Origin of the sequence: Sphingopyxis sp. BE259, assembly GCF_031457495.1 — a bacterium.
Lineage (GTDB): Bacteria > Pseudomonadota > Alphaproteobacteria > Sphingomonadales > Sphingomonadaceae > Sphingopyxis.
On record NZ_JAVDWM010000001.1, the window covers coordinates 1694010 to 1712888 of the forward strand.

Annotated in this window: 19 protein-coding genes; 14 read left to right on the plus strand and 5 right to left on the minus strand. The window is 64.8% G+C overall.

Annotated features, from left to right (window positions below; all coding sequences use genetic code 11):
- Positions 1-9 precede the first annotated feature (9 nt).
- From J2X44_RS08285 to J2X44_RS08300, 4 genes are all read left to right on the plus strand, one after another.
- On the plus strand, positions 10-738 hold the full coding sequence (locus tag J2X44_RS08285) for a folate-binding protein (RefSeq protein WP_310089036.1): 729 nt from the start codon (positions 10-12) through the stop codon (positions 736-738).
- A gap of 31 nt (positions 739-769) precedes the next feature.
- Entirely contained in the window at positions 770-1360 is a 591-nt protein-coding gene (locus tag J2X44_RS08290; protein WP_310089037.1) for a hypothetical protein, read from the plus strand.
- 35 nt (positions 1361-1395) lie between these two features.
- Positions 1396-1962, plus strand: coding sequence for a TIGR02281 family clan AA aspartic protease (locus tag J2X44_RS08295; protein ID WP_310089038.1), 567 nt, complete (start codon positions 1396-1398; stop codon positions 1960-1962).
- Between the two features lie 204 nt (positions 1963-2166).
- The gene (locus J2X44_RS08300; protein ID WP_310089039.1) at positions 2167-2838 is read left to right on the plus strand and encodes an MBL fold metallo-hydrolase; all 672 of its coding nucleotides are present in this window, start codon (positions 2167-2169) and stop codon (positions 2836-2838) included.
- A gap of 94 nt (positions 2839-2932) precedes the next feature.
- On the opposite strand, the gene J2X44_RS08305 is transcribed toward J2X44_RS08300, so the two are convergent.
- Positions 2933-3373: an MAPEG family protein gene (locus tag J2X44_RS08305; RefSeq protein WP_310089040.1), complete on the minus strand. Its 441-nt coding sequence runs from the start codon at positions 3371-3373 to the stop codon at positions 2933-2935.
- 325 nt (positions 3374-3698) lie between these two features.
- Between J2X44_RS08305 and rpmF the strand changes: the two genes are divergently transcribed.
- The 5 genes from rpmF to J2X44_RS08330 all read left to right on the plus strand — a co-directional run bounded on the left by rpmF (position 3699) and on the right by J2X44_RS08330 (position 6760).
- Positions 3699-3878, plus strand: coding sequence for a 50S ribosomal protein L32 (rpmF, locus tag J2X44_RS08310; RefSeq protein ID WP_137752963.1), 180 nt, complete (start codon positions 3699-3701; stop codon positions 3876-3878).
- 22 nt (positions 3879-3900) lie between these two features.
- Positions 3901-4935 carry a phosphate acyltransferase PlsX gene (gene plsX / locus J2X44_RS08315; protein WP_310089041.1) on the plus strand — a complete coding sequence of 345 codons (1035 nt, stop codon included), beginning with the start codon at positions 3901-3903 and terminating at the stop codon, positions 4933-4935.
- On the plus strand, positions 4932-5897 hold the full coding sequence (locus J2X44_RS08320) for a beta-ketoacyl-ACP synthase III (protein ID WP_310089042.1): 966 nt from the start codon (positions 4932-4934) through the stop codon (positions 5895-5897). The genes plsX and J2X44_RS08320 overlap by 4 nt, the downstream gene beginning before the upstream one ends.
- Before the next feature lie 150 nt (positions 5898-6047).
- Complete coding sequence (locus J2X44_RS08325; RefSeq protein WP_310089043.1) at positions 6048-6338, plus strand: integration host factor subunit alpha; 291 nt, start codon at positions 6048-6050, stop codon at positions 6336-6338.
- 17 nt (positions 6339-6355) lie between these two features.
- Complete coding sequence (locus J2X44_RS08330; RefSeq protein ID WP_310089044.1) at positions 6356-6760, plus strand: MerR family transcriptional regulator; 405 nt, start codon at positions 6356-6358, stop codon at positions 6758-6760.
- 420 nt (positions 6761-7180) lie between these two features.
- On the opposite strand, the gene J2X44_RS08335 is transcribed toward J2X44_RS08330, so the two are convergent.
- Positions 7181-7732, minus strand: coding sequence for a histidine phosphatase family protein (locus J2X44_RS08335; RefSeq protein WP_310089045.1), 552 nt, complete (start codon positions 7730-7732; stop codon positions 7181-7183).
- A 57-nt stretch (positions 7733-7789) separates the two neighbouring features.
- Positions 7790-10522 carry an ATP-dependent DNA helicase gene (locus J2X44_RS08340; protein ID WP_310089046.1) on the minus strand — a complete coding sequence of 911 codons (2733 nt, stop codon included), beginning with the start codon at positions 10520-10522 and terminating at the stop codon, positions 7790-7792.
- 102 nt (positions 10523-10624) lie between these two features.
- Between J2X44_RS08340 and J2X44_RS08345 the strand changes: the two genes are divergently transcribed.
- Positions 10625-11374 carry a hypothetical protein gene (locus J2X44_RS08345; RefSeq protein WP_310089047.1) on the plus strand — a complete coding sequence of 250 codons (750 nt, stop codon included), beginning with the start codon at positions 10625-10627 and terminating at the stop codon, positions 11372-11374.
- 22 nt (positions 11375-11396) lie between these two features.
- Here the strand turns inward: J2X44_RS08345 and J2X44_RS08350 are convergent, their stop codons facing one another.
- Positions 11397-11765, minus strand: a complete 369-nt coding sequence (locus J2X44_RS08350; protein WP_310089048.1) for a PilZ domain-containing protein — start codon at positions 11763-11765, stop codon at positions 11397-11399.
- 145 nt (positions 11766-11910) lie between these two features.
- Here J2X44_RS08350 and J2X44_RS08355 point away from each other — a divergent pair, with 145 nt between their 5' ends.
- The 3 genes from J2X44_RS08355 to J2X44_RS08365 all read left to right on the plus strand — a co-directional run bounded on the left by J2X44_RS08355 (position 11911) and on the right by J2X44_RS08365 (position 15049).
- Complete coding sequence (locus J2X44_RS08355) at positions 11911-12897, plus strand: NAD(P)-dependent alcohol dehydrogenase (RefSeq protein WP_310089049.1); 987 nt, start codon at positions 11911-11913, stop codon at positions 12895-12897.
- Between the two features lie 86 nt (positions 12898-12983).
- A complete protein-coding gene (locus tag J2X44_RS08360) occupies positions 12984-14564 on the plus strand; it encodes a lysine--tRNA ligase (protein ID WP_405053351.1) in 1581 nt (526 codons plus the stop codon).
- Positions 14561-15049, plus strand: coding sequence for an asparaginase domain-containing protein (locus J2X44_RS08365; protein ID WP_310089050.1), 489 nt, complete (start codon positions 14561-14563; stop codon positions 15047-15049). The genes J2X44_RS08360 and J2X44_RS08365 overlap by 4 nt, the downstream gene beginning before the upstream one ends.
- Here the strand turns inward: J2X44_RS08365 and J2X44_RS08370 are convergent.
- On the minus strand, positions 15046-16077 hold the full coding sequence (locus tag J2X44_RS08370) for a fatty acid desaturase family protein (RefSeq protein ID WP_310089051.1): 1032 nt from the start codon (positions 16075-16077) through the stop codon (positions 15046-15048). The two genes, J2X44_RS08365 and J2X44_RS08370, sit on opposite strands and share 4 nt — an antisense overlap.
- A 192-nt stretch (positions 16078-16269) precedes the next feature.
- On the opposite strand from J2X44_RS08370, the gene J2X44_RS08375 reads away from it, so the two are divergent.
- A complete protein-coding gene (locus tag J2X44_RS08375) occupies positions 16270-18864 on the plus strand; it encodes an EAL domain-containing protein (RefSeq protein WP_310089052.1) in 2595 nt (864 codons plus the stop codon).
- Positions 18865-18879: the final 15 nt, after the last annotated feature.

Consider the following 18879-nt stretch of genomic DNA (forward strand, 5'->3'; position numbering starts at 1 on the left):
TGTCGGGCCATGGCCAATACCACTCTCATCAACCGCGCCCTCATTCGCTTGTCGGGGGACGATGTCCGCGGCTTTCTGCAAGGGCTGGTCACCAACGACACGTCCGGGGATCTGCCGGTGTGGGCGGCGCTGCTCAGCGCGCAGGGCAAGGCGCTGTTCGATTTCCTGCTTTGGGCTGATGGCAATGATGTGTTGATCGATTGCGAGCGCGATGCCGCAGGCGATCTGGCCAAACGGCTGACGCTGTATCGATTGCGCCGAGCGATCGCGATCGAGCATGAGCCCGATCTGTGCGTCCATTGGGCCAAGGATGGCGATGCTGGCGTCGCTGACCCGCGCCTGTCCGACCTTGGTCGACGCTGGCTGGCACCTGCAGAGGGCGACGCGGGCGCCGATGATGCGTGGCGCGCGCACCGGCTGGCGCTCGGCGTCACCGAGGGCCGCGCCGAACTCGGCGACGGCACGACCTTGTGGCTCGAATGCAATGCCGCCGAACTCAATGGGGTCAGCTTCACCAAGGGTTGCTATGTCGGGCAGGAAAACACCGCGCGGATGAACTGGCGGCAAAAGGTCAACCGGCGGCTGGTCGTCGTCCCCATCATTGATGCCGACGACAAGCGGCAGGTGATCGCCTATCCGGACCTCGGCTGTTCGGTCGAGCATCGCCGCGTCGAGAGCCTAGACCCCGCCGCCGCGCCGCCGTGGATGCGCGGCGCACTGGTGCCGACCGACGCCTGACAGCCACGGCGTTTCCTGCTATGATCCGCTGATGCGTAGGTTTCTGATTTCGTCGGCGCTGGTCGCCGCACTCGCCGCACCAGCTTTCGGGGCCGAAAGTGGCGCGCCCACGCCGCTGCTGACCGCCGAAGATGAGGCGCCCGTCCGGCTCGCGCGGCTCGTGCCTCTGGCGTCCGATTCGGCGTGGACGCCGCGTTTTGCCGCTGCCGCGGACGAATTGGCCGCCGCGCTACGCTCGGGCGATGAAGCCCGCTGGGCGCCGTTGCTGGGCGGGCGATGGCTGGCCGCCGCCGACCGCGCGCGCGTCGCCGCACTGCTGGGTGACGACAAAGGGTCATTTCGCAATATATTGTTTTCCAAAGACGTGATGCATCGTTCGATCCTGGGCTGGAGCGCGCCTTCGTCGCTGAGCATCGACGAACGCGCCGCGATCGAAGCTGGGCAGGAGGCCGAGGCGCTGGTCTGTTGGGCGGCAGGCGGCAACGGCAGCGGGCCGTGGCCGGTCACTATGGCCGAGGCCGACAATGGTGTCGGGCGGCCCTACGCCTGCGCGCGGATCACCTATAGCATTCGCGGCGAGGCGCCGACGTGGCGGGCGTTTATCGAGCCGCCGCCCGCTTAACCAATCCCCAACTCTATGCTGCGAAAAGACGCAGCATGTTCGGGCGTTTCCTTGGCTTGGCCGCGGTCATCGCGGTCGCATCGATCGGCATGGCGGGGCTCGCCAGCCGGTCCGCGCCGAGCGATGCCGTTGAAACAAGCGCCGCCATTTCAGGCAATCACGACAATTGGACGACGCACAAGCTGCGTAAGGACCGGTCTTTGGCCGCGGCCGAAGTAGCGGGAAATTCGGGCTCGCCGGGTGAGGCGCTGCTCGCCCGATCGAGCGATTCGCATTTCTACGCCGATGCCGACATCGACGGCACCAACATTCGCGTGATGGTCGATAGCGGCGCGTCGATCGTCGCGCTGACCCGGCGCGATGCCGAAGCCATTGGTATCGACGTCGATCGCCTGCCGGTCACCGGCACCGCCCGCACCGCAGGAGGCGACGTCCCGACGCGCATGGTCATGCTCGACAGCATCGACATCGAGGGGATCGAAGTGCGCGGGGTCGAGGCCGCGGTGATCGACGCCGACATGGGGGTGTCGCTGCTCGGGCAAAGCTATTTGTCGCGGCTGGCGGCTGTGAATGTCGAAGGCGACACGATGACGCTGCGCTGATCCGCGGCTTTGGGGTGGGAAGCAGACGTTTCCCACTCTCGTCATTCCCGCGAAAGCGGGAACCCAGTGTGGGATCAGCCGACGCACGCCCTGGGTTCCCGCTTTCGCGGGAATGACGAAGTGAAAAAACGGCGCACGTCCGCTACTGGTCGTTAGCTGCTCCGACGCTTGCCATTTGCGCCGCTTTTCCCCACATCACCGGGCATGAACGCTCCCAACCCTCCGATGCGCGCAGCGATCGTGCCGGTCACCGCTTTCCAGCAGAATTGCACGCTTTTGTGGTGCACCGCGACCAATAAGGCGGCGCTGGTCGATCCCGGCGGCGACCTGCCCAAGCTGAAGGACGCGGTGCGTCAGACCGGGGTCGAGGTTGAAAAGATCCTCGTCACCCACGGCCATATGGACCATTGCGGGCAGGCGGGGATGCTGGCGAAAGAACTGGGCGTGCCGATCGAGGGGCCGCACGAGGACGACCGGTTCTGGATCGAACAATTCGCCGAGGACGGCGCGCGGTTCGGCATGGTCGGCGAGGTGTTCGAGCCCGATCGCTGGCTGGTCGATGGCGACACGGTGACCGTCGGCAACCTGACCATCGATGTCATCCATTGTCCCGGCCACACGCCGGGGCATGTCGTGTTCCACCACGCGCCGTCGAAACTGGCGATCGTCGGCGACGTGATTTTCCAGGGATCGATCGGCCGCACTGACTTTCCGCGCGGCAATCATCAGCAATTGCTCGATTCGATCACGCAGAAACTGTGGCCGCTGGGCGGCGATACGACGTTCTTGCCTGGCCACGGCGCCCACAGCAATTTCGCGCATGAGCGGCGGACCAACCCGTTTGTCGGGGATGTTGCGTTGGGGGTGGCGGGCTAAACTCCGTCGTCATTGCGAGCGTAGCGAAGCAATCCAGAGCGGCTTGTCACGCCCTGGATTGCTTCGCTACGCTCGCAATGACGATGTGCAGGAGTTACTTCGGCGCCACCACCGTCGTTTCCTCGATCGCAGTCGTCGTGACACTCACCGGCGTCAGATAGACGATCGCCAGCGCGCCAAGCGCCAGACCAAGTTGGGTCAGCATGGTGATGATCGTGCCGGCCATGCGCCCCCACATCATGCCGTCCATGCCGATCGCGTGCAGGATACGCCCGACCAGATACAGCGCGCCAATCCCCCACAGCCACATCGACGACCCCAGGCCAAGCTCGACGAGCGCAAGCAGGATCAGGACAAACGCGGTGTTTTCAACGAAATTGCTGTGCGCGCGCATGCGGCGGGTCACCAACTCGCTGCCGCCGTCGCCGACGAAGATCTTTTCCTTGGTGCGGACGCGGCCGACGCGGATCGACAGCCACAGGTTGAGCAGCGCCGCTCCGGCGGCAATCGTCAGGCTGATCGGCAAGATTATCATTATGCGTCCCCCTATTCGGCCATGGCTGCTGTCGCCCGGCGCCGACCATTGTGTGACATCGCGCTACGCGATCGGCAAGGGCGGCGCTTTTGCTTGGCCATTGTCATCCACAGGGCTTGCCTTTGCGGGCAAAAACGCTATAGCCCCGCCCGATCCGGCACCCGACACCTTCTGGCGTTGAGGCACCCTTCGGCGGACGATTTTCCTGTCATGACTGGACAGGGACAGAGTATCGCGCGGCGGGCGGGCCAGCCATTCCCGGCAACGGGGGTGGCAAATCCGGGTAGCCGATTCGTGACACACTATTGAGAATGCAGGATATAAAATGGCCGTTCCCAAGCGAAAAACCTCGCCCTCGAAGCGCGGCATGCGCCGTAGCCACGACAGCCTGAAGGTCGAAGCCTTTCAGGAATGTCCGAACTGTGGCGAGCTGAAGCGCCCGCACAACCTTTGCAACGCCTGTGGCCATTACAATGGCCGCGAAGTGCTGTCGGTCGGCGCCTGACCCCTAGCCGGAGCGCAAACCCATGGCACTGACACCGCGAATCGCGATTGATGCGATGGGCGGTGACGTCGGCGTGCGGATGATGCTCGCCGGCGCCGCTATGGCGCGCCACAAGCACGATGGCCTGCGTTTTATCCTTGTCGGGGATGAAGTGCAGATCAAGGCGGCGCTCGAAAACCACCCGAATCTGCGCGCGGCGTCGGACATCATCCACACCGATGGCGTGGTGTCGGGGTCCGACAAGCCGAGCCAAGCGATCCGCAAGGCAAAAAGCACCTCGATGGGGCTGGCGATCGACGCGGTGAAGCGCGGCGATGCCGGCGGCGCCGTGTCGGCGGGCAACACCGGCGCGCTGATGGCGATGGCCAAGCTGGCGCTGCGCACGATGCCGGGAATCGACCGGCCCGCGCTCGCGGCACTGCTGCCGACGCTGGGCGACAATGACGTCGTCATGCTCGATCTGGGCGCCAACACCGAATGCGATGCCACCAACCTGACCCAGTTTGCGGTGATGGGCGCAGCCTATGCGCGCACCGCGATGGGGCTGCAGCGCCCACGCGTCGCGCTGCTCAACATCGGCACCGAAGAGATGAAGGGCACCGACGAAATTCGCGATGCGGCTGCGATGCTGCGCGAGGCCAAGGGGTTGCCGATGGAGTTTACGGGCTTTATCGAAGGCGACAAATTGTCGCGCGGCGAGGTCGATGTGATCGTCCACGACGGTTTTTCGGGTAATATCGCGCTGAAGACGATCGAGGGAACCGCGCGGTTCGTCACCGACCTGCTGCGCCGGGCGTTTACCAGCTCGACCCGCTCGAAGATCGGCTTCCTGATCTCGCGCCCCGCGACCGAGTTGCTCCGCCATCATCTCGACCCCAATAATCACAATGGCGCGGTGTTCCTCGGCCTGAATGGCGTCGTGCTCAAAAGTCATGGCAGCGCCGATGCGAAGGGGGTCGCGAATTGCGTCCACCTGTGTGCCGAGCTGATCGAAAAGGACATTACGCGGCAGGTGACCGACGATCTGGCGAATTTCCGCCGCGGCGACGCGGCATGACCTTGCGCGCGATTCTGGCTGGGACCGGATCGGCGCTGCCGCGCACCCGGGTGTCGAACGCCGAACTCGCGGAACGCGTCGACACCAGCGACGAATGGATCGTCGAGCGCACCGGCATCCGCTTTCGCCATATTGCCGAGCCTGATGAGACGACCGCGACGCTGGGCGCTGACGCCGCGAAGCAGGCGCTGGCGGCGGCCGGGCTGGAACCGTCGGACATCGGACTGATCATCGTCGCCACCGCGACACCCGACAATACGTTTCCGGCCAGTGCCACCAAAGTGCAGGCGATCCTTGGTGCGCCCGACTGCATCGCGTTCGACGTCGCCGCGGTCTGCTCGGGCTTTCTTTATGCGGTGTCGGTTGCCGACGCGATGCTGCGCACCGGCGCAGCCAAGCACGCGCTGGTGATCGGGTCCGAAACCTTCAGCCGCATCCTCGACTGGGAAGATCGCACGACCTGTGTCCTGTTCGGCGACGGGGCGGGGGCCATCGTGTTGTCCGCCAAGGATGTCGATGACGATCAAGGTATCTTGGCGACGCGCCTCCATGCCGAGGGCAAATATTGCGATATGCTGTATGTCGACGGCGGGCCGTCGACGACCGGCACCGTCGGCCATGTTCGCATGCAGGGCCGCGAAGTATTCCGCCATGCGGTCACCAACCTGGCGTCGGTGCTGGGCGAAGTGATGGCCGACGTTGGGCTGTCGCCCGACCAGATCGACTGGGTGGTGCCGCATCAGGCGAACAAACGGATCATCGATGCGACCGCGAAAAAGCTGGGCCTGCCCGCCGAGCGTGTCGTGCTGACCGTCGATCAGCACGCCAACACGTCGGCGGCATCGGTGCCGCTGGCGCTCGACCTCGCGGTCCGCGATGGGCGGATCAAGCGCGGCGATCTGGTCGTGCTGGAGGCGATGGGCGGCGGCTTTACCTGGGGCGCGGCGGTGCTGCGGGTGTAATATCGCCCCGGCGCATGAACTTCTCGCTCCATCCGTTTCAGTTTGGCGGATTAATTCGCTTTTGTTACATAGGGGCACGGGACTCGTGACGGTGGGGGCTGTCCGGGACCGGTTCGAACATTTTCGCTTCACGAGGGGGAAGGGACCATCATGACCGCAGGAACGCTTACGCGAGCCGATATCGCGACGCAGATCAACCAGCAGATCGGCTTGTCGCGCAACGAATCGGCGACGATCGTCGAATCGATTCTGGACCATATGTCCGACGCGCTTGCGGGCGGGCAGAATGTCAAAATCTCGGGCTTTGGCACTTTTGTCCTGCGCGACAAGGCGCAGCGGGTCGGGCGCAATCCCAAGACCGGCATCGAAGTGCCGATCCTGCCGCGCCGCGTGATGACCTTTCGTGCCAGCCAGACGATGCGTGCGCGCGTTGCCGGTTAACCCGCCGGACGCCTGCCATGGCAGGGTCTGACATGCCCGGGGACGGCGGCAAGGCGCCGGCGGCGATGCTCGCGATCGGTGAGCTGGCAGAGCGGATTGGTGTTCCGACGCACGTCCTGCGCTATTGGGAAACCCGGTTTCCGCAGTTGAAGCCGCTGCAGCGGTCGGGACGGCGGCGCTATTACCGTGCCGAGGATGTCGCGCTGGCCGAGCGGATTCATCATCTGCTGCATGTCCAGGGGTTCACCGTCGATGGCGCACGCAAGGCGTTGTCGGAGACGGGAGCGAAGGGTGTTGAAACACCAGCCATTGAGGCCCGCGCCCAGCGCGCTACCGGGAATGGGGCGATGGGGCAGGCGCACGGGGTGCCGGTCGCGGCGCTCGTCGCGCTACGCCAGCGATTGGCGGCGGCGCTCGATTGAAGCGACTGGCATCGCGTAACCATAAGTTCGAGAATGTCTTCTTTGGGGTGGAGAGCTGCTATTCCCCAAATTCGTCATCCCCGCGAAAGCGGGGACCCAGAGCGTGCGTAGGCTAACCCCACCCTAGGTTCCCGCTTTCGCGGGAATGACGAAGTTGTAGAAACCGGAACGTCTACTTCTGGTCATTTCCAGCCTCGTCATCCCGGACTTGATCCGGGATCCATGACGACGGTGCAGCTATGGATCCCGGATCACATCCGGGATGACGATGAGAGATGGTCCTCCCTGTCGCGAAGCGATGGGGAGGGGGACCGTTTGCGAAGCAAATGGTGGAGGGGCCGCGACGTGAGCGTTATGGCCCCTCCGTCAGCGCTTCGCGCTGCCACCTCCCCATCGCTGCGCGACAGGGAGGATGACCTGTCAGTCGTGATCCATCGCGGGCGCCAGCGTCGGGTCGAGGTCGCGGGGGCGGATGAAGGCGGCGAAGCGGGCCATGCCGGTGTCGAGGTCGTGCCAGTCGGCGATGTCGAGCTCGAGCCGGGCCAACGCCGACGTCGGCAGTTTTTCCTCAACCTCGCCGCGCAATTCGTCGCCGCTCGTGTCGGGCACGAGCATCAGAATCAGATCTTCCAGCCCCGGATTATGCCCCGAAATCAGCAGATGTTCTGCATCACGGCCAGTGTCGCGGATGACGTCGATCAGCGTCGCGGCGGACGCGAGATAGATGCGGCGGTCCCAATGCGGTTCGATGGTGTCGAGATCCGCGGCGGGCTGGAAGATGTCGAGCGTTTCGGTCACGCGCACCGCGGGCGAGGCGATGATGCGGTCGATGGGCAGCTTCTGACGCTTCAGCCATTGTCCGATGATTTCGGCGCCGCGCGCGCCGCGCTTGTTGATCGGGCGGTCGAAATCGCGCTCGACCTGGACATCCCAACCCGATTTGGCGTGGCGCAGGATCGTCAAAGTCTTCAAAATCTTCCCCCGCGCGTTCGCGCTTATGCCGTCGTTCGGCAGCCTTGTGCCGCAAACTTATGACGGTGAAAAGGCTGGAAAGGCGGTTTTTCGCCTTTCGACATTGGCCGCTGCGACATGATTCACCGCTTCGTCGAGCGGCAGGCGGCGGATCGGGGTGCCTTCGGGAAAGGCGCTGAGCAGGCGCGACGGGAAGCTGGGCGAGAGCATGACGAACTGGCCGAAATCGTCGGCGCGGCGGATCAGGCGGCCGAACGCCTGCCCGATGCGGCCGCGAATGACCATGTCGTCATAAGCGCTGCCGCCCTGCGCCGCGCGCCGCGCCGCGTGCAATATCGTCGGGCGCGGCCAAGGCACCCCCTCCATGATCACCTGCCGCAGCGATTCGCCCGGGACATCGACTCCGTCGCGCAAGGCATCGGTGCCGAGCAGCGAGGCGTGCGGATCGGCGCGGAAGATGTCGACGAGGGTGCCGGTGTCGAGCGGGTCGACATGCTGGGCGTAGAGCGGGAGGCCCGCGCGCGCGAGGCGATCGGCGATGCGGGCGTGGACGATGCGTAAGCGCCGGATCGCGCTGAACAGCCCGAGCGCGCCGCCGCCCGATGCTTCGATCAACCGGCTATACGCCCCGGCAAGCGCGGGCAGGTCGCCGCGCGCGATGTCGGTGACGATCAGCACCTCCGACTGGCGGGCATAGTCGAACGGGCTGGGGACGGCGAAATGCTGAACGCCGCCGTCCATGTGGCGCGCGCCGGTGCGGATGTCGGCCTCGCTCCAGCCGTTCGCACCATGCCCGCTGCGCAAGGTCGCCGAGGTCACCAGCACGCCCTGCGCCGGGCGATAGACGATCTCAGCGATCGGGCGCGCGGGGTCGAGCCAGTGGCGGTGCAACCCGGTGTCGAACTCGCGCCCGTCGTAGCGGTCGATCGCGAGCCAGTCGACAAAATCGGGGTTGGCGGGGCCGCCAACGCGCCCGAGCAGCGACAGCCAGCCGCCCAGCGTGTCGATGCGTGTGCCGAGGCTGTGCCGCGCCCCGTCGACGCGCGCCCGCGCTTGTCCATCGAGCCAGTCGGGCGGATCGTCGACCAGCGCGTCGAGCCGCTTGCCCAGCGCCAGCAGCGGGCGCAGCAGCGCCTCGACCGCGTCGCTCGCCGCCGCCGCGGCGGTGACCAGCGCCGCGTCGGGATCGGCCAGCTCGGTTTCGAGGCCATAGCCCGCATCGGCGGTGCGGGTGTCGACCGCGCGCGCATACACCTGTCCACGCACCGCGGCGAGCAAGCGTTCGATCGCGCCCCATGGATCATTCTCGGACAAACGGCCGAGCCAGCCGTCGCCGGGCAATTCGGCGGCGGCGGTGATCGCCGCCTGAATCGCGCGCTCGCCCGCCTCGTCATAGCTGGCGACGTCGGCGAGCCTTGCGGCGAGTCCGCGCCGCCGCCCGCGCGACTTGCCCTCGGGCCCCAGCACCCAGCGGCGGATTTCCACCGCTTCTTGGCCCGTCAACGCAGCCGCGAACATCGAGTCGGCGGCGTCCCACAGATGATGACCCTCGTCGAAGATCAGCCGTGTCGCGGGGGCTCCGCCGTCACGCGGGCGCGCCGCCTGCACCATCGTCAAGGCATGGTTGGCGATGATGATGTCGGCCTGTGTCGCGGCGCGCGCCGAGCGTTCGATGAAGCATTTGCGGAAGTGCGGGCACCCGGCATAGATGCACTCGCCGCGCCGGTCGGTCAGCGCGGTGGTGCCGTTGCGGCGGAACAGCGCGGGCAGCCAGCCGGGCAGGTCGCCGCCGATCATGTCGCCGTCGCGCGTGTAGGCGGCCCAGCGGGCGACCAGCTGCGCCAGGATTGCGGCGCGGCCCGAGAAACCGCCCTGCAGCGCGTCTTCCAGATTGAGCAGGCAGAGGTAGTTTTCGCGGCCCTTGCGCACGACGACCTTTTCGCGATGCGTCGCGGCGTCGGGGTACAGCCGCTCGGTCTCGCGCGACAGCTGGCGTTGCAGCGCCTTGGTGAAGGTCGAAATGCAGACGCTGCCCGCCGACTGGTCGATCCATTGTTTGGCGGGGGCGAGATAGCCGAGCGTCTTGCCAATCCCGGTTCCCGCTTCGGCGACCAGCATCCGCGGCGCGTCCTTGCGCTCGCGCGGTTCGAAAATCGCGGCGGTGGCGCGGGCATAATCCTGCTGCCCCGGGCGGCGTTCGGCGCCGTCGCCGGTCAGCCGGTCGAGACGCGCGGTGACGTCCTCGGGGTTGATGCGAACCTGCCGCGGCGCGGCGCGCGGCGGCGCCTCTTCCCATTCGGGCAGGCGCGCGAACAGCCAGCGTTCATTGGCGTCGGGGGTCGTCAGCCGTGGTTGGACGAGGGGCGCCCACGGCCAGCGCTGGCGCGCCAGTGCTTGCAGTCCGTGCCACGCGCCCTCGCGTTCGGGCCACGCCGGATTGTCGATTCCGGCGAGCATCGCGGCGGTCGCTTGCGGCAGAAAAGCGGCGATGTCTGCTTCGGCTTTGGGCGGGGCGAGGCCGGTCGCGGCGGCGATCCCGGCGGGAGTCGGCACCGCAAAGCGCGCCGGGCAGAGGAAAGCGAAAAGTTCGAGCAGGTCGAGCCCCGACAGTTCGGGATAGCCGAGCCGATCGCCGGTCAGCGTCGCATTGAGCAGCAAATGCGGGGTCGCTGCAACCGCCGCAATTGCCTCACCGCGCCCGACCCGCTGGACCCGTCCGTACGCGTCGGCGATCCAGATGCCGACATGGCTGGCGTGGATCGCGGGCAGGGGAAGGGGGACCGGAGGCATCGCCCCAAACTAAGGACAAAAGGCGAACGCGGCAAGCGCGCGCATTCCGGCGGCAAGATCAGTCAACGTGACTATCTTCCAAGCCGATGATAGTCAGCGGTGATGGCAAAATTTCTGCTCTGGATTGTTCGGGCTGCCTTGGGCCTAATTGCCTTTTTCGCATCAGTTGGACCTGAAGGTGCTAAATCGAACATTAGCGAATGGCTGACACTTGCTGGCCTCGACGAGCTTCCCCCCCATATTCGGAACCATAACGTCGATCAGCCTATCGCATTTGCTGCGATAATCCTGATTTTCGTATCCATGATTCCTTGGCGTCGATTTTGGACGCAGATTCTTGCGCAATTTCACCAAAGCGCGCGCCATTCCGATCCGGAAACGCTGGAGTGGTTTTGGGAGATGGAAGGATTTCCGGTCTATTGGCTGGGTATGATGCGCTCCGGTTTCGATCCAGTTCGGGTGACGGGTTTCCAACTGCAAGGGCGTAATCATGGCGCTTTGATCGACAATATGTCCGGCTTTGTTCGTTCCGATATGACGGGGCAGAGTTTGCCGATATTCCTTAACGTCGAGGGCGACCCTGTGCTGCCCGAAGAGACGTACGGCATACCGGCAGGTGCAGATTTTGGTGTGTGCGCGTTTTTTGGCGAGCGAAATTCCACGCGTCCGGGCATAAATTCTGAGCAGTTTATCGGGGAATTTGGCGCTTTCACTGTTGTAATCGAATACGATGGCAAAAGATGGCAAAGATCGTTTGGCGAGGAAGAAATTGAAGCTCAAATGTCGCGCTTCGTTCGCGAAAGTCGACGTGGAACGGCGCAGCCACGGGTTACCAGAAAGGCGACGGGATAGTGAGCCAGCCGGAGTGGATGATTCAGCTCAACCCGCGGCGGCCAAATACCGGAGTGCGATTGTTCAGGAAAATCTGGGCCGGGTTGATCGCCACCGCATTTCGGGCGCGATTCAAGGCGTTATAGAGCGGGCCGTGGGTCAGTTCATAAGGGAATCGTACCCCCATGCGGTCCACCTCGGACCACATGACGACGGCATAAGTGACCTGACCGCCATAATGGATTTCGCAGCGCGAGCGCGCCGGCATGCTGGCGCCGTCGATCCGCGCGCCGCCTTCGGACAGGTCGGTAATCTGGCCCTCGACAAAGTTCAGCACGCCGTTGACCGTCACCTCGATCGCGACGGGGGTGCGGGGCTGGCGGCGTGGCTGCGGGATGCGGGGTGTGTTCATGGCGTGATGCTAAGCCCTGGATGGTAAATTTTCCGGTAACGATAATCGGCGCAGCCGTGATGCCCCGGTACATGGCAGTGGGTGGCGACTCGCGCCGAAACGTGCAGAAAAGCGCCGCCCCCTCTCCAAAGGTCAGGATTTGTCGATGCAAGCCGTTGTCTGCCGCCGCTACGGCGGGCCCGAGGTGCTGGAATTTCGCGAGGTGCCGATGCCTGAACCTGCCGCAAACGAGGTACGGGTGAAAGTTGTGGCCACATCGGTGACCTCAGGCGATAGCCGCCTGCGCGCCGCCCGTTTTCCGCCCGGCATGGGATTGATCGCGCGATTGTTGTTTGGTTGGCGCGGGCCACGCCAGCCCATTCTGGGGACCGAGCTTGCCGGAATCGTCGATGCCGTGGGGGCTGGCGTCACCCGTTACCGACCCGGCGACGCGGTGATGGCGTTTCCGGGCGGGGCAATGGGCTGCCACGCCGAATATCGCTGTGTTGCCGAGACGGGGCCGATTGCGCGCAAGCCCGATGGCCTCAGCTTTGCCAAGGCGGCGACGCTGTGTTTCGGCGGCAGCACCGCGCTGCATTTTCTGGAGGTCGCGGCGGTGGCGCCGGGCGACCGGGTGCTGGTGGTCGGGGCGTCGGGCGCGGTGGGGTCAGCGCTGGTCCAACTCGCGCGCCACCGCGGCGCCGCGGTCACCGCAGTGTGCAGTGCGCGCAATGCCGATCTGGTCCGCGATCTGGGAGCGGCGGCAGTGATCGACTATGCGACCATTGATTTCCGCGGCCAGCCGGGCGCCTATGACGTCGTGTTTGAAACCACGGGCGGCATGACGACCGGCGAGGCGCTGCCTTTGCTGCGTCGCAAGGGGCGTTTTGTGGCGATCGCCGCAGGGGTGCCCGATATGCTGGCGACGATCGGAGCGCCGGGGCGCGGCGGGCGCCGGGTCATTGCCGGTCCCGCAAGCGAAAAGCCCGAGCATGTCCGGCAGCTCGCCGACCTGGCGGCCTCGGGCGTGCTGCGCCCGGTGGTCGACGGCACATTTAGCTTCGACGCCATTGCGGCGGCGCATGCCTATGTCGATACCGGGCGGAAACGCGGGTCGGTTGCCGTGCTGCTTGACCCCGCAGCGCACGAATAGGGGCCGGTTCAGCCACCGTGCGCTTGCAAAAGCGCGCGAAAGCGGGAAAGGGCGGTTCCCCACTGCTTGCATATCGGAAGATTGTCGTGACCGAATTTCGTGCCGCCGCCCTCACGTCCAAGGCCTGGCCGTTCGAGGAAGCGCGCAAGCTGGTCAAACGCTATCCGGACGGCAAGCCCGGCGGCGCGCCGATGCTGTTCGAAACCGGCTATGGTCCGTCGGGGCTGCCGCATATCGGCACCTTCAACGAAGTGCTGCGCACGACGATGGTTCGCCGCGCCTATGAGGAAATGACCGGCGCGCCGACGCGGCTGGTGGCGTTCAGCGACGACATGGACGGGCTGCGCAAGGTGCCCGACAATGTTCCGAACCATGCGATGCTCACCGAATATCTCGGCAAGCCGCTGACCGACGTCCCCGATCCGTTCGAGAAGTTTGAAAGTTTCGCGCATCATAACAATGCGATGCTGCGCGAGTTTCTCGATCGTTTTGGCTTTGACTATGAATTCGTCAGTTCGACCGAGCGGTACAAGAACGGCGCGTTCGATGAGGCGCTGAAAAATGTCCTGCGCCACAATCAGGACATTCTCGACATCATGTTGCCGACGCTGCGCGCCGAGCGTGCCGCGACCTATTCGCCGATCCTGCCCGTCAGCCCGACATCGGGCGTAGTGTTGCAGGTGCCGGTGACCGTCGTCGATGCCGATGCAGGGCTGGTATCGTTCGACGACGACGGCCAGATGATCACGCACAGCGTTCTGGGCGGCGGCGCGAAGCTGCAATGGAAGGTCGATTGGGCGATGCGCTGGGTCGCGCTCGGCGTCGATTACGAGATGTATGGCAAAGACTTGACCGACAGCGGCGTCCAGTCGGGCAAGATCGCCAAGGCGCTCGGCGGACGCAAGCCCGAGGGACTGATTTACGAGATGTTCCTCGACGAAAAGGGCGAGAAGATCTCGAAGTCGAAGGGCAATGGTCTGAGCCTCGAGCAATGGCTGGACTATGGCAGCGAAGAGAGCCTGGCGTTCTTTGCCTATCGCGAACCCAAGGCCGCGAAGCAGCTGCATATCGGGGTGATCCCCAAGGCGGTCGATGAATATCTGCAGATGCGCGGCAATTATCCGGCGCAGGATGCCGACAAGCAGCTCGGCAATCCGGTGCATCATGTCCATGTCGCGCGCGGGCAGGCGGTTCCCACGGCCGAATTGCCGGTGACGTTCGGGCTGCTGCTCAATCTGGTGGGGGTGATGGGCGCCGATGCGTCGAAGGACCAGATCTGGCGCTATCTTGGCCAATATGTCGAGGGTGCCGATGCCGCGACTTACCCTGAACTCGACCGGCTGATCGACAATGCGATGGCGTATAACCGCGACTATGTCGCGCCGACGCTGAGCCGCCGCAAGCCGGTGGGCGGCGAAGGGGCGGCGCTGGCCGAGCTCGATGCCAAGCTGGCGGCGCTATCCGCCGACGCGGGCGCCGATGACATTCAGAACATTGTGTATGAGATCGGCAAGAACGAGGCCTATGGCTTTGAAAATCTGCGCGATTGGTTCAAGGCGCTCTACGAAACGCTGCTCGGATCGAGCGCCGGGCCGCGGATGGGCAGCTTTATCGCGCTGTTCGGGATCGATAATACGCGGCGGTTGATTGCGGAAGCGTTGGCGTGATTGAAATATTCACCACTGGCGGCACGATCGACAAAGTCTATTTCGACGCGCTGTCCGAATTTCAGATCGGCCCGGCGGCGATCCCCGACTTGCTGCGCGAAAACAATGTCCATGTCCCGCACCGGGTGACGCAGTTGATGCGCAAGGACAGCCTGGAACTGGATGATGTCGATCGCGCCGCGATCCGCGCAGCGGTGGCGGCGAGCGATGCAGCGCATATTCTGGTGACGCACGGCACCGACACGATGGTCCTCACCGGCCGGGCGCTGGCGGGGATTGCGGGAAAGACGATCGTGATGACCGGCGCGATGCAACCGGCGTCGGTGCGCGCCAGCGACGCCGAATTCAACGTCGGCTTTGCACTGGCGGCGGCACAGACGCTGCCGTCGGGGGTCTATATCGCGATGAACGGGATGATCTTTGACCCCGCAACGACCGAGAAGGATCGCGCCCGGGCGCGCTTCGTTGCGCAGGACCGCGGCTAACCCTTGGCGGTCACCTGCCGCAGCACCGCGGCGTAGCCCGGCGCGATGGTCATCGATTCATGCCGGCCGGCGCGGCCGAGCATCGCATGCACTTCGGCCAGCCGGTAGCACGGCACTCCCATGAACAGATGGTGCTCCGAATGATAATTCACCCAATATGGCGCTACCGTTGCGCGGGCCAGCCAGCCCGCGTGGGTGGTGCGAGCGTGGGTGAAGGGATCGTCGCTGCCGGTCGTCGTGCAGGCATGTTCGGCAATGTTGCGGATGCGGAGGTATAGCTGAAAGGTCGTGGCCAGTCCGGCGAGCCAGAGCAAATAGGGCGTCCAGCCATAGAGCGCGAGAGAGGCGGCGAGGAGCACCGCCTGGACAAGCAGGAACCGGCCGACCGCGCGCGCCACCGTGATGGCGCCCGCAAGATCGACCGTCGGTGACGTCATGCCGTCGTCGGACTGCTTGTTAAATGGCGTTCCGGCGGTGGTGCTCGCGCGGCCCTTGTCAGCCATTTCGCCGCGCAGCATTGCCTTCAGCCCGACGATCGCGAAGCCGAATTGCGCGATGCGCTGTTTGAAAAAGGTCTGGCCGGTCAGGTCGCGTAGTATCTTGCGGCCGAGGCTGGCGCGCGTGGTCGGAAAGGGCTTCGACAGCGAAAGATCGGGATCCTCGGCCTGCTGGGTGAATTTGTGGTGCTGAAGATGATAGGTGCGATAGGCGATCAGGTCGGACCCGACCGCGGCGCCGGTCAGCCATTGGCCGAGGAAATTGTTGGTCTTGCGCACCGGATGCAGCAGCCCGTGCGCGGCGTCGTGCATCAGGATCGCGAGGCCGAGCTGGCGACCACCGACAAAGACGACGGCGACGGCCCAAGCTGCGGGGTTTTGCGACCATGCCGCGATCCCGACCAGCGCGATGCTGACGATCCACGCATGGGCGACCAGCCAGATGCCGCGCCAGCGCGATGCGGCGGTGATCGCCGCCCATTGGCTGCGGTCGAAAAAGCGGTCGGGCGGGAGCAGGCGGACGGCGGGCATAAGCGGCTATAACAAGTTGCGATGCGAAACGGAATAGCGTCCATAATGGCACAAGAACGGGGTTAACGACTGCGCCGCGGTAAGGATTTGGCAACCTCTATTTGGCCACTGAACCGGGTGGATCAGGCGAGCAGGACAAGCGGGAAATTGGGGGTTCGGCGTAGCATCATTCGGCCGACGGTCGGCGAGTCTGTGACCGGTGAATCGATGTTCGATTCGCCCGAATTCGTGACGCGTTTGCTGCGCGTGACACAGCTATGGCATTACGTGCTGATCAGCCGCTTTCTGGCATTTGTCGCCTTTGCGTTCGCGCCCGGAGTTGCCGGTTTCATGACCCATCCGTCGCAATGGCTGGTGATGGCGGCGGGCCTGTGCTGTGACGTGGCACTGACAGTCATGGGCCAGGCGATGCGCCGACCGCGGCGCTGGATGCAGCAACGGCTGCGGTCGCTGGTGATGATCGGTACGGGGCTGATCGCGCTGGGTAGTCTGCTCAACGCCGCGGCGATGTTTGCCGTAATCGCGATTCCCGACCGCACCGGTTATTTTGACGCCTTTACCGCGATCCAGGTCGGGTCGCTGCTGGTCGCAGCGTCGGCGGTCGCGATCGTAAGGCCCGCCTTTTTCGCCTTTGCTGGAGCAACGGCGCTGGGCGGCGCGATCGGTATCGGGTCGTGGCCGTTTGGGGTGGCAGGGTTCATATTCCTTGGCCTGCTCATTGTGATGATGCGCGAAGACATTCGCCACCAGCGCCGCGCGACGCGGGCACGGCGGCTGTCGGTCAGCGACCAGCAGCGCGCGCTCAACCTGATGCGCGATTTCGAGCGCGCGGGGCGCGGCTGGTTCTGGGAAACCGATCGCCACGGTCAGCTGGTCTATATTTCGCCGACCGTCGCCGCGCGGCTGGGGCAGACGCCGTCCGATCTGGTTGGACGACCGTTCACCGACATCATCCGCAAACGCATTGGCAACGACGAGAATGAAGAACGAACGCTGGGGTTCAGCCTGTCGTCGCGCACCCCGTTCAAGGAGCTGACGGTTCAGGCTGCGGTCGCGGGCGAGGAGCGCTGGTGGTCGATCTCAGGGCAGCCGATCAGCAACGAACTCGGCAATTTTCAGGGGTTTCGCGGCAGCGGCACCGACCTGACCGAAAAGAAACGCTCGGAGCGTGAGATCAACCAGCTCGCGCGCTACGACACGCTCACCGGGCTAGCGAACCGGCCGCACATCACCGACCTGCTCGAGCGCGCGCTGAAAAGCCATATCGGGCAGCCGCAGCCGTGCGCGCTGCTGTTGATGGACCTCGACCGCTTCAAGGCGGTCAATGACACGCTGGGGCATCCGGTCGGCGACCAGCTGTTGCAGCAGGTCGCCGGAAGGCTGACCCAGATCGTCGGCGACAAGGGCCAGGTCGGGCGACTCGGCGGCGACGAATTCCAGATCGTCGTGCCGCAGCTCAGCCAGCCAGAAAAGCTGGCGGGCATTGCCAATGCGATCATCCTCAGCCTGGCCAAGCCCTTTTCGATCGAGGGCGAGCAGGTCCGGATCGGCTGTTCGGTCGGGATCGCGGTGTCGGAGGGGCAAGGGGTGTCTGCGTCGGCGCTGGTCCGCAACGCCGATCTGGCGCTCTATGCCGCCAAGGATGCGGGGCGCGGCGTCTATCGTTTCTATGCCGACGCGATGCACAATCAGGCGAGCGAGCGAAAGGCGATCGAGGATGCGCTGCGCGACGCGCTGGTCAAGGACGAGCTGCGGCTGCTCTATCAGCCGATCGTCGATGTCCAGAGCGAACGGATCGCGGGGTTCGAGGCGCTGATCCGCTGGCATCACGCGACCGAGGGGATGATCAGCCCGGCGAAATTCATCCCGATCGCCGAGGAATCGAACCTGATCGTGCCGATCGGCGAATGGATCATCCGCACCGCCTGTGCGAGCATCGCCTTGCTTGGCCCCGGCTACCGCGTCGCGGTCAATGTTTCGCCGCGCCAGTTCGCCAACGAAAAGCTGCCATCGACGATCCTGAGCGCGGTGTCGGCGGCGGGGATCCGTCCCGAACAGCTTGAGCTGGAGATCACCGAGGGGGTGTTCCTCGACGAAAGTCCCGAAAATCTGGCGATGTTCCAAAAGCTGAAGCGCACCGGCATCCGGCTGGCGCTCGACGATTTCGGCACCGGCTATTCGGCACTCGGCTATCTGAAAAAGGCGCCGTTCGACAAGATCAAGATCGACCAGAGCTTTGTTCTGGGTGCTGCCGATCCCAGCAGCATGAACGCCGCGATCATCTCGTCGATCGTCGGGCTGGCCAGCGCGCTCAAGATGGAGACGACGGCGGAAGGGGTCGAGACGCACGACGATCTGGCGCTGATCCGCGGGCTGGGGTGCAGCCATGTCCAAGGCTTTATCTATGGGCGCCCGATGGAGCTGGCCGAGGTGCTGACGCTGCTGCGCGAGGGCGGCGGGCGGGCCGAAGCGTGCGGTTACAAAAGCACGCGCGAACCGCGGCTGACCATTTTTCGGACGATCCAGGTGGCGAGCGGCGGCTATCATTATGAAGCGATCGTCCGCAATATGTCGCCGCGCGGGGCGCTGGTCGAGGGGTTGTGGAATGTGCCCCCGGGAACGGCGTTGACGCTGGATTTCGGCGCCGATCAGTCGTTCAGCGCCGAGGCCCGCTGGTCGGCGGGCAACCGCGTCGGGGTGAAATTTGCCGAGGTGGTCGATATGGAAGCGTTGCTTGGGACGAAGGCGGTGTTGCCGGCGACAGGGCGGGTACGGCGCGCGGCTTAGACTTGATAAGGTGGT

What these genes read in the sequence shown, in the direction of transcription:
- J2X44_RS08285 (WP_310089036.1), top strand. Translation starts at nt 10, where the DNA reads ATGGCCAATACCACTCTCATCAACCGCGCCCTCATTCGCTTGTCGGGG.
- J2X44_RS08290 (WP_310089037.1), top strand. Translation starts at nt 770, where the DNA reads ATGCGTAGGTTTCTGATTTCGTCGGCGCTGGTCGCCGCACTCGCCGCA.
- J2X44_RS08295 (WP_310089038.1), top strand. Translation starts at nt 1,396, where the DNA reads ATGTTCGGGCGTTTCCTTGGCTTGGCCGCGGTCATCGCGGTCGCATCG.
- J2X44_RS08300 (WP_310089039.1), top strand. Translation starts at nt 2,167, where the DNA reads ATGAACGCTCCCAACCCTCCGATGCGCGCAGCGATCGTGCCGGTCACC.
- J2X44_RS08305 (WP_310089040.1), bottom strand. Translation starts at nt 3,373, where the DNA reads ATGATAATCTTGCCGATCAGCCTGACGATTGCCGCCGGAGCGGCGCTG.
- rpmF (WP_137752963.1), top strand. Translation starts at nt 3,699, where the DNA reads ATGGCCGTTCCCAAGCGAAAAACCTCGCCCTCGAAGCGCGGCATGCGC.
- plsX (WP_310089041.1), top strand. Translation starts at nt 3,901, where the DNA reads ATGGCACTGACACCGCGAATCGCGATTGATGCGATGGGCGGTGACGTC.
- J2X44_RS08320 (WP_310089042.1), top strand. Translation starts at nt 4,932, where the DNA reads ATGACCTTGCGCGCGATTCTGGCTGGGACCGGATCGGCGCTGCCGCGC.
- J2X44_RS08325 (WP_310089043.1), top strand. Translation starts at nt 6,048, where the DNA reads ATGACCGCAGGAACGCTTACGCGAGCCGATATCGCGACGCAGATCAAC.
- J2X44_RS08330 (WP_310089044.1), top strand. Translation starts at nt 6,356, where the DNA reads ATGGCAGGGTCTGACATGCCCGGGGACGGCGGCAAGGCGCCGGCGGCG.
- J2X44_RS08340 (WP_310089046.1), bottom strand. Translation starts at nt 10,522, where the DNA reads ATGCCTCCGGTCCCCCTTCCCCTGCCCGCGATCCACGCCAGCCATGTC.
- J2X44_RS08345 (WP_310089047.1), top strand. Translation starts at nt 10,625, where the DNA reads ATGGCAAAATTTCTGCTCTGGATTGTTCGGGCTGCCTTGGGCCTAATT.
- J2X44_RS08350 (WP_310089048.1), bottom strand. Translation starts at nt 11,765, where the DNA reads ATGAACACACCCCGCATCCCGCAGCCACGCCGCCAGCCCCGCACCCCC.
- J2X44_RS08355 (WP_310089049.1), top strand. Translation starts at nt 11,911, where the DNA reads ATGCAAGCCGTTGTCTGCCGCCGCTACGGCGGGCCCGAGGTGCTGGAA.
- J2X44_RS08370 (WP_310089051.1), bottom strand. Translation starts at nt 16,077, where the DNA reads ATGCCCGCCGTCCGCCTGCTCCCGCCCGACCGCTTTTTCGACCGCAGC.